The following is a 14346-nucleotide window of genomic DNA, read 5'->3' as shown; positions in this document are numbered from 1 at the left end:
TTCAGTTAAGAATTATTCTAATTCCTTCTTCATCCAAAAGGATTTTTTGAGATATAAGCTCAAGCAATTCTTGTCGGTGTGTTATTATAATAGTATTGAAGACATCAGCTCTTCGGTGGGCACTTTCTATCATCTGACGATAATTAAGTGCGTTTTCTATATCAAGTGATCCATCCTGTTCATCCAAGAAACTTGTCTGAAGATTTTTCCCCTGATGTCGAAGAAGTATTCCTATTGCTAATTGAATGCTAGTTTCGATCCATACTCTCTCACCACCTGATTTATTTTTTAATTCGCATATTCCTTCTGAGTCAATAACATTTATGTCGAATACTTCTTTCATTTTCTTCTTATCCTTAGTTGGTCGCATAGTTTCAAATACAATTCTAAAATCATTATCAAAATACTTTAGAAGATCATTCGCGAGGGATGTAATTTCGTAACCTGTATTTTCCAACTTCAATACCGGTATTCCTGTTTTATCGAATGCCCTTTCAAGAAAGTGATAGTCAGCATGCTCTTTTTCAAGTTGTTTGAGAGCAAGATGTGAGCTAATCAAACTGATTTCGATTTCTTCCTTTCTTTTTAGTTCCTCAGAATGAAGAAGAATTTTTCCTTGATGCTCCATTATCTTCTTCTGAAGTGTTGCCAGTTCAGTCAACTGAAGCTGCATTGAGTTTTCTAGCTTTCTCAGATTTTCTTTAAGTATTATTAGTTTGTTGTTTAACATCGGGTCCAATTTAATTTGAGCTTCGGCAATCAGTTTGTTGAAATGATCACATCTAAACAACTCTTCATTTTTAAGTGCAATTTCTTTTTGAACATATTGACTCTTGAGGCTTTCAATGGCAGAAATTTTTTGAGCTTCTAGATTTTCGATCTGATTGATGATATCTTTTATTTTATTATTTAATGCTTCTAGATTTGAATTCTCTTTCAGCGATATTTCATTTAACAGATCTATCTTCACCAATATTAAGTTCTCATTATTTTCGATTTTTATTAACGAGGAAGAGCTAAGAATTTTATAATCATCAATCTTTTTTTTACGAAAATCTAATTTGGAAGCTTCAAGTATTTCTAATTCTTTAAGCTTGGAACTCTTAGTGATTTTTATTCGATCTTGTTTCGCCTGTATCTGTCCGTATAGTCGCTGATATTTTATAGTTAGAGCTTTTTCTGAATTTTGCAGTTCGATGGTCTTCCTATTAAATGAATTATTTCGGTCATCAATCTCGGAAGATGTTTTACTTAGTCTAACTCCAAATGCCGATAGTATTTTCTCATAATCCTTTCTTAGGGGTTCAATCGATTCTTTACGTAAGTATGCATTTTTTATGAGAGGACAGTTCATAGCAACCATCTCTTCACATGGAACTAAATCAAGAGTTTTTATTTCATGTTCAATACTTTCTAATTTTTCTCTATTAGTACTAATAAGGCTTTCTCTATCTGAAGTAAACATCTTAAATTGATTGGTTAATTCCACTAATTCATTTTTAACAATTTGTATCCCTTCATATAATGGTAAAATCAAATTAGCTTCTTGTTTTTCTTCATGCTGTATTCTAGTTAATTCTGTTGATAAGGATAATTCTGATTCAGTCAGCTTCGTCGATTCTTCTCTTAAAGTATCTCTTGTGAGGATAAGTCGATCGACTTCTTCTTCTTGAGCTGAATATTCTTGGAGAAGTTTGATTTCTTCCTTCAATTTGATATTCTCCAATTGAAGACTCTCTATCTCGTGTTTTATTATTACCCAATGGTCATGACTATTAACTTGTTGTATTTCATATTCGAGGCGCGATCGTTCAGCTTTCAATGAATTTGAGGCCCCTGATTTATCACTCTCTCTTTTTAGAGCTTCATCCCTCTCCTCAAAGAGTGCATTGAGTCGATCTTCGATATTTTTTTCCACGTTAATGAGATCTTCCGATAAGGCAGCGATGTTTCCATTAAGAATTGCTTGTTGGTTGATTTTTTCATTGAGTAGAGCTTCCTCTTTGTGCATCTCTTCAATATTAGAACGGCAAAGTTGAATTTGTTCTTCATGAATAATTATTTCATTTGAAAGTGTTACATTTTCTATCACTATTCTATTGTAGTCCTCTTCAATAGATTTCAATTTTTTACATTGACTTTCAAGCTGGTTGATTTCCCCTTTTTTCAGGGAATGTTCTAATTCTATAGATCTTATTTTTACTTTTGCTTCCTGGCAGTAGACCTCATATTGATTGAGTCTGAGCAACTCATAAAAGAGTTCCCTCCTTTGATTTGCTGATAGGCTTGATATACCTCTACTTTTCTGAGCACTAAAAACACTATTTATAAATAGTTCCTCACTTCCTAAAAGTCGTTCGATGAGCTGGTCGTAACTTGTCGGCTTTCCATCATTGAGAGCATACCCATCGCATCTAAGATATGCCTCCATCTTTTTTGTTATTCCGTCGATGTAGATTTCAGAGTTATAAACTTTACCATTTAATTCAAATGCTAATTTTCTAAAAGAATCCTTCATGATAAAATGATCAGAAAGATTTCCTTCTCTCGATATGAGTCTTCGAAAGGGATGCAGATTCTCTATTATAGTTGTTTTCCCTCGCCCGTTTTCTCCGACAAGCGCAATTAATCCATTATCAAAAATTGAAAAATCAATTGCAATTTCTTCTCTTCCAATCCCTTTCAGAATTCCAATTGCGCCTCTGAGTTCAAGCTTTAATATTTTCATAATTCATTCCCCTAAATAAATTCTAAATCTTTAATTTTTTCATTTATTCCATCAGGCACCATCTCACCTATAACATTGGCATATTCATGGATCTCTTCAAGGAGAGTTTTGGATTGCATGATTTTTTCATTACGGCTGGATCGAACAGTGGGAGTAACATCAAACTCGATTTTGAGATCACTTCCTAATTCTGATTTCAGTTTATCCAAATCGCTTGAGGTTATAAGGATTCGTTCTGCTTCATTAACCGAACATCTTAATTTTATTTCGGCCCCATGTGGAATTGTTTTGTTATAATGAAAGTGTCCTCCTTTAAATTCTGCATCAATGATTATCATAGGTCTACTGGACCGAAGAGGAATATTGGTTACTGAACATTCAACACCATTAAATTCGATCAGACCAAAATACTTTTGTTCAATCTCACCAAAATCTTTATTATAAAGAGAACCCGAATAACGCATAATCGGACTAATATTTTGAGGAAGATGTATATGCCCGAGCGCGTAGTAATTGCTTCTGGTTTTTTCAAGTTCGTAGGATGGAATAATTATGTCCTGACCAACAAGAGTTTGCCCCGAAGACAATTTACAACCAGAAACATTTCCATGAAAGACTGTAAGTTTCGGCACTTCAGGGTATCGGCCACTTATATCTCCATGCAATCCTAAAAGTCGAGAGAATATTTCGATAAAATTGAAATTTTGCTGATCGATTTCTGTACCAATTAAAAGATTAGCTTTTGTCGGATAACTGATGCCATGTATTAATAAGTCGATCGGTCCTTGAGATTTTTCTTTGAACAGATCGGTTGCAGTAATCCCATTAAAGATTTTAAAACCAAGAGCAACATTATTTTCAATTGTAAATATATTTTGTTCCAGATGGTCTAAAAGTTTTATGCTTTCACGTGCATCATGAGCTGAATTACCTTTGATTATAAAAATAAATTTTACTAGATCCGAAAGAATCCTTAAGTATTCTAGTGCAATTTTTATCCCAGTATCATTACCGAAGCTTTGGATTGAATCCCATAGATCACCTGCAATAATGATTCCATCGATCTCAACTTCATTGCAATACTTAACAATTTGATCTAAGCTCTCTCTCGCTTTTAATTGTTGCTTAGGATCTGAACCTAAATGCCAGTCGGCAGTATGAATTAATTTCATTTAAGCTCCCTACGAAATTAAAGATTGATTTGTTTCTTCTTTTTTATGAATTAATTCTATTTGCTTTGAGTTGGAGTTTTTTCTTGCACTTCTTTTTTTAGTAGCAAGTAGAATTTGATTTGATACATTATTGTTTACACGGTTTGAAGCAGAAGACAATAAATCTTTATTGTTAATATTGAGCGGTAGATTATATGCAAGGTTAGAGATATCGAGAAGTTTTGCTGCATAGTGTGATTTTAATTCTGGATTTTTCAATAGAATGTCTTCAATATCTACAACGACCCGCCCGACAAGAATCGGGATTTGTAATTCTTCTAGTGTGAACGATTTTTTAATTTCAGAAAATACTTCTCCGAGCGCTTTCGACTTTGCATTTCCTTCTGCAAAAGATCCAGAATTGTTTCTGCGTCGCTCAACTAGCTCAATATTTAGATCTCCCTTTTTATGAATTATTACACCCTCATGAATAATGTCCTCCAAAAAACGGAATCTTGATAAATCTTCGTGGTAGTTATATTCACCGGTTGTTGATGAACTTCTATTGCTTCCGTCGGTACAAAGAAGTTCATATTGGATTTGATGCTTGATGTAAATTACTCTTCCATCGTCATTGACTTCTCTTGATAACATCCTGCTGTTAGAAAATTTAATCCTTGCTGCAGTGGCTATTTTGTCTAGAGCATTTCGAGTGAGTGAAAATTTATTACTGGTTAATTTCCAGATATCACCGTTAAAGCTTGAGCTCGGCTCAAATTCGGTATCAAGTTCTACCGGGACTATAGAAATAGTTAATCCATTATCATAGAGCCGCATTGGTGGGATAAGTATAATCTGTGATATTTTTTTCTTACTTAAAAAATTCTCCAACTCTAAGTTGGTTCTGAGCATTATGTTCATATTTTCTCCATTTCTAAACTGTTCTAAATTTTATTCCAATTTAATTGGCTCAAGCTTATCTTGCTAAATATACCTTATCACTTAGCAAGATTAATAAATTAGAACTTAATTGTCAAGTCGTAAGAATAGATAGATGAAGTCGGCGATGATTCATTCGAAAATTCGCCATTTAAGACCCAAATGAAGTACTTTTGTTATTTATTGCTCTATTCTCTATATTTTGTTATTGATAAGCTTTTCTTTGGCAAACAGAATTTATTGGAGTTATACATGGGAAAATGGAAAGGTGGAGGTCAACCGTTTGGCTATTCATTTGACAAAAAAACATCAACATTGATTATTAATCCTGATGAAAAAATCGTAATCCTGAAAATATTTGAACTTGCAAAAAGAGATTATGGTGTAACAAATATTGCTGACGAGCTAAACACAATTGGATTTATGCCAAGACGGGGAAAGCGATGGAGCGCTACTACAGTTAGTTACATGCTCTCCCCTGCTCGTTTGAAGTTTTATCAGGGACTGACTAACCATGATAAACCAGGAGATTGGGAAGCGCTTTTATCAGAACTTGACTATTTCAGATTATTGAAAATTAGAGCCGAGAGTTTATCAAAATTTGTAGCCCCGAAAAGAAAGGAGCGGACAAAATACTTACTCAGTGCTATTGGAATTTTTAAATGTGGTTACTGTCATGGACCGGTTAAATCATCCGTCACTATTAAAAATAGTGAAAAGACTTTATACTATTATTGCACTTCAAGACAATCATCCGGCGAAAATACTTGTAAGAATTCTCGGTTGCATAAACAAGATTTAATTGACCACTTCGTAATTACTGAACTCCACGATAGGATCTCTGACAGTTCGAGAATCAATAAGTATATAAAATTATTTCAAGATAAATTACTTGATGAAGCAAGAGTGACATATAAAAATCTTGGAGAATATTTTGCCGAGCATTTGGATCTTGAAATTGAGCAAGCACAGAATTATTTGCTCGCACAACTTAAGCTCCTTGGCGAATTGAATGATAGTAAATCGAAATTAGTTCTCCCCTATTCGAACGAAAAAGCTTTAACTCAGGAAATCATTTTACATAATATTGAAAGTATAAGACTCTTCAACGATTACATTGAAGTTCAGTATAAATTTCCAATTAATCATTCATTGGAATTCGTTCAGACATTGAAATTCACAAAAAATTTTCGAGGATATGAATAGATCAGAGCAACTGAAAAAAAATAAATACCGATAAGATATAAAGATATGATCTGTTGCCGATTTTCAATCACGCCTTTCATCATAGATAATTCTAAAGGGACTTGGTTAATGCTGATTTTTTTGGATTTACCAAACTTTTCATTTATCTAAGCGTTAAGAATAGTTGACATTTGGCAAGAATAATAGACACATGATAATCAACAAAATATTAGATTATCTCTTCATCTCGAAAGATTCTAACCTCTTATTTACCGGGAAATAAACAAAATCAATATCAACGGACAACCCCAGTAATTCACGAACAAAAAAATTATTTGCAGTTCCGCCCTTTAAAGCAAAAACATTTTCTTGATTTACAATCGGAAGTATTCTCAATAACAACTCTGTATGTTTAAATAATTGACTATCCCTCATATTCTTTCTATACGTTTATATTTATCATACAATTTCTCTACTTCTTATAAACGGACAGAATTTTGGATACAGACATCACGAAGAATAGTGAGAAGAATAAGAGTCCAATAGTTTGCGGATTATCTTTTGGTACTTGCTACCCTTATTTTTTGCTATACCCTTAAAAAAATCTATGCTCGATTTACTTAGGTTAAGTGTAACCTTAACACTATCATCTTTGAAGATTAGTTCTTCAGGTTTAGGCAGAAAGTCTTTAATTATTTTGATTTTGCCAATTTTGTGATTGCTATATTTTATTTTCTCTTTCATAGATTTGCTTTCCTTTACGCCAGTAACCGGCGCCAAATATTCTTATAATATTTTCTCTGTGAGTGAAGCGAACTGTAACTTTAACATCTTCAATTTGACCGAAACAGTAATATCTTTTTTCTTTCTGGCTATGCTCTATATCTTCAGCAATAATTCTTTTAGGATCTGAGAATGCGGCCTGAGCATCTTCGAATGAGATAGAATGTTTTTCCTGATTTTGCAGATTTTTTAGTTCATCCCATTCGGAAGAAACATTTAACAAGTACAGTCCTATGAATTAGCCATACAATTATACATACTTTTATAAGTATAAACAAGAAGAAATGATTTGGTACGTATACTTCATTTGTAGGGGTCATACCCAAAATCTTATCAGCTATCACAATAATGGTCATGAATTATATATATCAAATTCATAAACTTCAACTTGGATCTTCTATTGGAGACAGGGCAGTATTTAAAGAGCAAAGCATATTTTGAAGATAAACTTTAACATGTTGCTATTCAGAGCCTCGTCAAAACTCAAATAATGATTTTAGCATAAAAACACTATTTTTTGTCCGTCAAATTATAATGCAAGAATTCATTATGCTTAAATTTCTACTTTATTTTTGCCTTGGTTTCTTTAAATCAAAGACACAATAAAGGTAAATCTTGAATTTTAAATCAATATTATTGTTATTTCCAGTAAATCTTTACGAGGAACAAGACTATACAGAAACTAGACTATTTTAAGTTCCGTTCGAAGAATTTCCTTAACAAAAGTGTCATCCTCTGTAAAATCTTATGTTTTAAATGGATGGACTTCGAGATCAAATAAATATTTAACAAGATATTTTCCTAATTTCTCTCGATCCCAAAAGCGTTTTCCTTCAAATTTATCGGAGACAGTAGCTATATTATATCACTATAATCATGGGAAGCACTATAGGTATTCAAGACCTTGTCTGACAATAAATCTTTCAATTTGATCTAGATTCGTTTTTTTTATACTTCTTAAATTAACTCGCCCAAACTCATCATGCTTTAATATTTACTCTGTTTCTTCAAATTAAGAACACAAATCCAATTGGAAATCATCTGGCTTAACTTAAACAATTTTAGATAGGTCCTTCTTCATTAGAAATGAACAATGTTGTTCAGTGTATTGAACAAATCTGTATGTAGAATTTATACTAACCTCCATTTGTCAATTTTGGTCTGAGTGGAAAATTATAAATTTTGTAGTAGGCCGAAGAAAAATGAAAGTACTAATGTGACATGAGAGGAAACATTTCTTAAAAATCATTCTTCAGAAATTAGTATGAATATTCCAGCGGTATTTTATTCGTATGTTTTTTTCATCTATCTATTCCATATTTCTCCGCATATAAGGTCGCTACTCTATCAACTTGGTGCTGTGATAAATGCATGATTCCTACTAATCGTTTCAATATCTCTTCATAGGGCAAGTCGAATTCTTCTAATTTCATGTATTCTTTAGCAAACTGATTGAGGTATGCTATTAAGTTTTCATCCTTCAAATCTTCATTAGTGTTTCCTTTGGCTTCCAGCTGCATTAAATCCCAGTTGAGAATTGTAAGCGAATCAAGAATATCCTTACTTCCCCATGCCGGATGGTCGATTTTGTTGCCGTCCTTTAATACCGCTCTAGCTTCCCAAATGAGAGCTTCGGTTATGTTCATATCTTTATTGGCAAACTTTAAGGTGTGTCGGTCTTGATAAAATTCAATGTTATTGTTCCACACATTCGCTCTTAGGTAGGTGTATAGCTGAACTTGTTTACTGTTTGAAAAGAAATACGTCTCGGCTTGTACTCCTTTTGCGATAACTTCTTGGCGGAGCTTTTCATTCTGGAAGTGGTCGGAGTTTACGCTCTGCGTATTCGGAAAGACTTTTATTAGCTGGGTGAAAATGTCTCCAACTCCGATATAATCTACAGGCGCTTCTGGGCTAGGCTCGATTACAATTACAATATCCACAACTGGTCTTACATTGGTTGCGATTATCTCGGGCTTGTCTTCAATAAAAACATCCATTTTGAGCGGGTCTATATTTTCGTTGTATCCGCCTAAAATTGTAAATCTGTCTCTTACTTTTGAAGGGTCGAGCGTAAAACAGCGCTTACGTAAATCTCCTTTAAGGGCTAATATCTCTACGCTTGAAAAGTGGTAGTCGGTTCCGTCCGGTCTGTTGGTTTTTCTTGTTATGATGGTCGGCTTATAAATGAGTTTGCCTTCGACGGCTGGGTTTACCATTTGGTCTAACTTCTCAACATACGGCTGGAAGAAGTTGTCTTTTGAAATGGATTTCTCGCACTCATAAACTCTGCGGGCTTTCTTCGGGTCGATTCTATATCTATCTTCCAGCATTTCGCGCGTTAAACTGGGATTGAATTCAAACGTCGGGCACTTCATACCTAAAATATTCTCTTCGGTGTGGCTTAATTCATATCTTTCATAGGTGAGGTCAAAATCTGTATCGTTCGGGTAACTCCATTCAATCACTTTTCCAACTCTATTCGGGAAGCTCGCGCTTGTGTTATTGAGCCCTAATTCCAGCAAACCGACGGCTTGGTGATGTTTCATTTTGCTACTTGCTCGGCTTAATTCATCTGCATAATATCTTAAAATGTGGATTCCTTCGGGTGCGGTGCTGGTACTGTTAAAACTTAAGAGTCTTATTCCGCCTTTTCCGTGCTGGTCGGTAGGGAATATAATCTCTCGCCTTCCAAAGTCTCCGAACTGCTCGCGCAAATCTAGTCCGGCGTATTTTTCAAACCAATTTTCTCTACTCAGCGGGTCTTTGGTTAGTTTTAGAATCTTCTTAACTGAATCAAAGAATGAACGTCGCGCTTGCCCTTCATCTACGGAGCTCACGTTTACTAAGTCGAATGTTTTCTCTATCGTGTACGGTACTGGTCTGCCCGTTATTTTACTAAAGAAGTCGTGCGGGTCTCTCATGCAACTGATAAGATAGCAAGTATATGCTATGTCGCCTTCCGCCCAAAAGTTTTTTCCGCCTTTCATCCCGATTAGCAATACTGTTTCGTGGTGTTTGGTGTTCCATTCTCCGCCTTTCTTTCCCCAAAGGGCTAAATATGCTTCTGCTTGTTTCGGGCTTAACTCGTTTCTTCCTAAGAATTCTCTTTGGAAGGATAGGACGTCTGCAACTTCTTTTACTTTGAAGTCGCTCCTCGTGATGATGTTAGCGGACTTGCCTTCAGACCATTCTCTGCGTGCTTTCAATTTAATCTTAGCAAGCGGATTACTTTCCCGCATAATAATTGGTGAATCAAAGACCGCAATATTCAATTTAATTATGCTGTTTTCTTGGGTTATGATATTGGTTCCATGTCGGGCGCTAGTCCCTTCTCTTCGAATGAGTCAAAATAATTACGACTTGTAGGTTGCAACTCTAATAATTTCTCTTTGTATCGGTAATAATTCTGATGGTCAAGTACGCTTAGAGCCTTAAAAGTATCTTCTAAAAAAATCCCGGCTTCTTGATAATATTTTGCCTCTTCGTCGTTCTTTATTGCGATTTGTACAACTTATAAAACTCCCTTAATTCCCTGTATCGTAAGGTTAACTTTATTTGGAAGATCTGAAATTATTATTAATGCATTTTCAATTCTTTCTTTCCAATATCGGTGTTCATCATCGGAGAACCTCCTTTTATTATTCGCCAACATTGCATTCGTCTCTTTTAATAAAACAACTATTTCTCCTTCAAAATTCTTTGAGTCTTCTACAATTTGGATTAGGGTGGCCATTGCATATTTAAGTCCGGCGTGTGGATTGACATAACTAGATATGATTTGGTCAACGGCCCTGGTATTTATGTGTGCGTGTTCCAAGGTTTCTATTGTTCCAGCGTTTGGTTGTTTAGACGATTTCTTAATCTTTTTTATATCCATGATTGCCTCCAATCTTCAATGAGTTTAAAAAATAAATATTCCTTTGAGAATAATAATTCAAACTACAACTTTGATTTTCCTTCCGGTACGATTATGTCATAATTTCTGCTTTTGATAAATTCTTCTAATTTCTCTACGTACGATGGCGGCAAATTGATAATTAGATTTTTAATGTTCTGAAAGTTTATCTCGTGTTCTTTGCTTGAATTGTCGATGACGCTAAATCCTGTCTCCTTTTTAATTTTTTTTAGAAGATTCTCTTTCTCATCTTCAAGGTTCAATTGTGAAGAATTCCATTTCTCATTATATATTTGATTTATCTTCTCATTTTTTTCATCATCATTTATTATCCATCGAACCGCTTGTACAAAAGCCATAAACTTATGGTGGATTTCAACTCGCAAATTTTTCATGCTCATATCTATTAAAGGTACAATTTTTGACTCTTCGATTTTCATTTTTTCGAATGAAGCCCATGTCTGAAGGCCAAAACTTTGAGTTTTAAAGTGCTGATCTGTTATCAGTCCATTTTGATGATCTTCGAGTTGGTTCTGAATAGACTTCTGGGCAGAGACAAGATCTGTGACTTTAATATATTCAGATTTTTTTACCTTGCGGTCCAGTGAGTTTTTCCCCCCACTCTGTTTTGGTAGGTTAGAATTGTCTGATTGGTTTGCTTTTTTACTTCCGTTACTTCGTTGCATTTTTACTCCATATCAAATAAAGTTTGAAAAATATTTTAAGTAATTCGCTCGCTAACATAGATCTATTATTAAGTACTGTGGTGTATCGATTTGGCAAAAGTTTAAAAAGAATAGATATACATTCTCGTTAGTTTTACTACAAAGTGAGGGTATCTGAATCTGATGAAAAGGCAAAAAGTGCTGAATTAACCGACTGAAGCTTTGGTTTATATTTCACTTTTATCAAAAAGTATTTCTGTATATTTTTAATAGAATTTTTCAGACATTAAATCCGGAGTAAAAAATGGCAATTCGACGCTGGGTTATTTGCGTTTTATCTTTAATCGTTCTCTTCACGCCTTTGATTTACTCTCAACCAAAAGATAGTGCCGTCGCTTCAATTACAAAAAGTGAATTGATGAAAACAGTGAAGTTTCTAGCGAGTAAAGAACTTGCTGGTAGACTTCCTGGAAGTAAAGGTTATACTAAGGCAGCAAATTTCATTTCGGCTGAATTACATAAAACAGTTCTGAAACCGGTCAATGGCAAAGATTATTTTCAAAAATTTAAAGTCGAATACAATGAAATTCTCGCTCCCGAACATTTTGCCGTTATTCAAAATGGAAAACGGATTGATCACAAAATCGGTAGAGATTATGTTTACCGCGGATTCACCGGCGCTGGTAAATTAACTGCGCCTGTTGTTTTTTGCGGATACGGATTGGCTCAGCCAGATAAAGGTTATGATGATTATTCGGGTATCGATGTAAAAGGAAAAGTAGTAATGGTTTTTAAGTATAATCCCAAATGGAATATTGATGAAAAGGCATTTACGAACGGCAACCCGCGCGAGAAAGCAATAGTCGCAGCTAACCACGGTGCAATCGGAATTCTATTCACTTCATTTCCAAATGATGCAGAACCTCAAAGTCCAATCGGAAGTGTTATCAACGGTGAAGGCGAACAGATGACTGATTTCCCGGAAATTCACATTGATCTTCCGGTTGCCGATGAATTGATGAGTGGAAGTTCCTACACACTAAAAAAATTACAGACAATAATTGATTCGACAAAAAAACCTTTATCGGTTTCGCTAGTAAATAAAGTTGATCTTGAGGTTCACACCAAGTACGAAAAAGAAAAAGAGGTCGTGAATGTTGTTGGCATTTTGGAAGGAAGCGATCCGGTGTTGAAAAATGAATATCTGATAATCGGAGCTCATCTTGATCATGTCGGCAGTCAAGCCGGTAAAATCTATTTTCCCGGTGCAAATGATAACGCCTCTGGATCTGCTGCGCTTCTACAGATTGCAAGAGCTTTTTCAAAAAGTAATATTAGACCAAAACGATCTATCGCATTCGTGTTTTTTGCAAGTGAAGAACAAGGTTTGTACGGTGCGAAATTCTTCTCAAATAATTTGCCTTTTCCCAAAGAAAAAGTAAAAGCAATGATCAACATGGATTGTGTTGGTTACGGGGACAGCATCCAAATCGGCGGAGGGAAAAGCGCACCGGAACTATGGAATATCGCAAGACAAATTGATTTTGAGAATAACAAACTTTTAGTACCGGCTACAGGTAACGGCGGCGGCGCTGACGCAGATCCATTTTTTGAAAAAGGGATTCAGACTTTATACTTTGTTACGACAAATAGTTACAAACATTTGCATATGTTATCAGATAAACACGAAACGCTAAATCAAAATTTATTTGAAGCGATAACAAAACTTTCGTTTCGAACAGCACTACGTATTTGTAATCGGTAATAAAATAATAGTTTTTTATTTCAAATAATTGGATTATAAGTCGAATAGAAATGTAAAAAAGGTGCTTTTAAGTGCTGATAATTGTCAACTTTAGTCTAATTTATACTTCTTTTTACAAAGATAATTAGTCAATTAGTTAGAATTTAATTCACACTTAATCTTTTCATGAAGAAATTTTACCACCCACTCCACCCAACGTATATAATTTAATCTTATCTCAGTCCATATCAGATTATAAAAAGAGATTTTTTCTTCTTTCGAGGTATATAAAACTCTTGCCGAGTAACTCTGAGTATAACTTACTGTTTTTACTCACACAAACTATCTATCTTGTCCATAAAAGTAATTGCTGTTTGATAAAAAGAATTCAACTCTTAATTTCAATAAGAAAACGTTTTCTTCATATCATAATTAGATGGGCAAGTTAGGAGAGTACCAATTTATGCAATTCTCAATGTAAATTAATCTTTAATACAACGTACACTAAAGCCGTTTACTTTACTATTCCAAATCAGATCAATAGCAGCACTTTCTTCTTTAAAGAGATAAAGATAATATGCGCCAGATGAATTATTCTCAGTCGAACTCCAAATATTTGCAATTGTACTTAAATTTCGGAAAGTACCATTATCATTGCGACGATATCCAGCTAACAAAGCAGAAAATCCAGTACTGTTGGTTCCTTCTAATTTTAATGCAGTACCTCTGTTATATACTTCTGCTAATAATGTTTGTAATTCTTCAAATGTTGGGATATGCCAACTTTCCGGACAGATACCTCTTGCACCGGGTGTTTTACCATATTGCATCGCTTCATCCCACTGGTACAAACCACCATATTTATCACAATTCTCTTGTTTATTATCATAACAATATTTTTCAATTATTCCGTTATTGCCTGCACTTTTATTCCCTGGTATCATCTCTCCAACATCAAGATTCTCTCTCAGCCATACTTGGGATCCTATTTCTACTGTATGATATGTCTTCCCATTATAAATAACTGTCTTAGTAAATTTTGATTTTTTCTTAACGATTTCGTGGGGTTGATCCTGATTACTTATTTTTAAAGTACAATTCACCTTTTCCCTGTAAATTATAGTTTCTGTACCCGTTGATTTTTTACTATTAAAAATTATTATTATGCTAGTAATAATTAAAACGGTTAAACTTAAATTTTGATTTTTTCTTTTTCCAAACATAACTTAATAATTTAAATTTTTTGTTGTAAA

At 34.3% G+C, this 14346-nt stretch carries 10 protein-coding genes; 2 read left to right on the top strand and 8 right to left on the bottom strand.

Annotated elements, in window-relative coordinates:
- Position 1: 1 nt before the first annotated feature.
- The 3 genes from NTX65_12200 to NTX65_12190 all read right to left on the bottom strand — a co-directional run bounded on the left by NTX65_12200 (position 2) and on the right by NTX65_12190 (position 4800).
- Complete coding sequence (locus NTX65_12200) at positions 2-2431, bottom strand: hypothetical protein (GenBank protein ID MCX6170099.1); 2430 nt, start codon at positions 2429-2431, stop codon at positions 2-4.
- A 308-nt stretch (positions 2432-2739) separates the two neighbouring features.
- Positions 2740-3900: a metallophosphoesterase gene (locus NTX65_12195; GenBank protein ID MCX6170098.1), complete on the bottom strand. Its 1161-nt coding sequence runs from the start codon at positions 3898-3900 to the stop codon at positions 2740-2742.
- A 9-nt stretch (positions 3901-3909) separates the two neighbouring features.
- Positions 3910-4800 (bottom strand): hypothetical protein, encoded by an 891-nt coding sequence (locus NTX65_12190; GenBank protein MCX6170097.1) that lies wholly within the window; start codon positions 4798-4800, stop codon positions 3910-3912.
- 270 nt (positions 4801-5070) lie between these two features.
- Between NTX65_12190 and NTX65_12185 the strand changes: the two genes are divergently transcribed.
- The gene (locus tag NTX65_12185) at positions 5071-6024 is read left to right on the top strand and encodes a recombinase zinc beta ribbon domain-containing protein (GenBank protein MCX6170096.1); all 954 of its coding nucleotides are present in this window, start codon (positions 5071-5073) and stop codon (positions 6022-6024) included.
- Positions 6025-6724: 700 nt separating this feature from the next.
- On the opposite strand, the gene NTX65_12180 is transcribed toward NTX65_12185, so the two are convergent.
- From NTX65_12180 to NTX65_12165, 4 genes are all read right to left on the bottom strand, one after another.
- The gene (locus NTX65_12180; protein MCX6170095.1) at positions 6725-7009 is read right to left on the bottom strand and encodes a BrnT family toxin; all 285 of its coding nucleotides are present in this window, start codon (positions 7007-7009) and stop codon (positions 6725-6727) included.
- A 1078-nt stretch (positions 7010-8087) separates the two neighbouring features.
- A complete protein-coding gene (locus NTX65_12175) occupies positions 8088-10061 on the bottom strand; it encodes a hypothetical protein (protein MCX6170094.1) in 1974 nt (657 codons plus the stop codon).
- 239 nt (positions 10062-10300) lie between these two features.
- Positions 10301-10666, bottom strand: coding sequence for a hypothetical protein (locus NTX65_12170; protein ID MCX6170093.1), 366 nt, complete (start codon positions 10664-10666; stop codon positions 10301-10303).
- 62 nt (positions 10667-10728) lie between these two features.
- Positions 10729-11370, bottom strand: a complete 642-nt coding sequence (locus tag NTX65_12165; GenBank protein ID MCX6170092.1) for a hypothetical protein — start codon at positions 11368-11370, stop codon at positions 10729-10731.
- A 283-nt stretch (positions 11371-11653) separates the two neighbouring features.
- Here NTX65_12165 and NTX65_12160 point away from each other — a divergent pair, with 283 nt between their 5' ends.
- Entirely contained in the window at positions 11654-13114 is a 1461-nt protein-coding gene (locus NTX65_12160; GenBank protein MCX6170091.1) for a M20/M25/M40 family metallo-hydrolase, read from the top strand.
- A gap of 461 nt (positions 13115-13575) precedes the next feature.
- On the opposite strand, the gene NTX65_12155 is transcribed toward NTX65_12160, so the two are convergent.
- Positions 13576-14316: a hypothetical protein gene (locus NTX65_12155; GenBank protein MCX6170090.1), complete on the bottom strand. Its 741-nt coding sequence runs from the start codon at positions 14314-14316 to the stop codon at positions 13576-13578.
- Positions 14317-14346: the final 30 nt, after the last annotated feature.

The sequence above is a fragment of the Ignavibacteriales bacterium genome (genome assembly GCA_026390795.1).
Taxonomy (GTDB): Bacteria; Bacteroidota; Ignavibacteria; order Ignavibacteriales; family Melioribacteraceae; genus Fen-1258.
The sequence above is the reverse complement of the archived record's forward strand: the minus strand, read 5'-3'. Positions and strand labels throughout refer to the sequence as shown.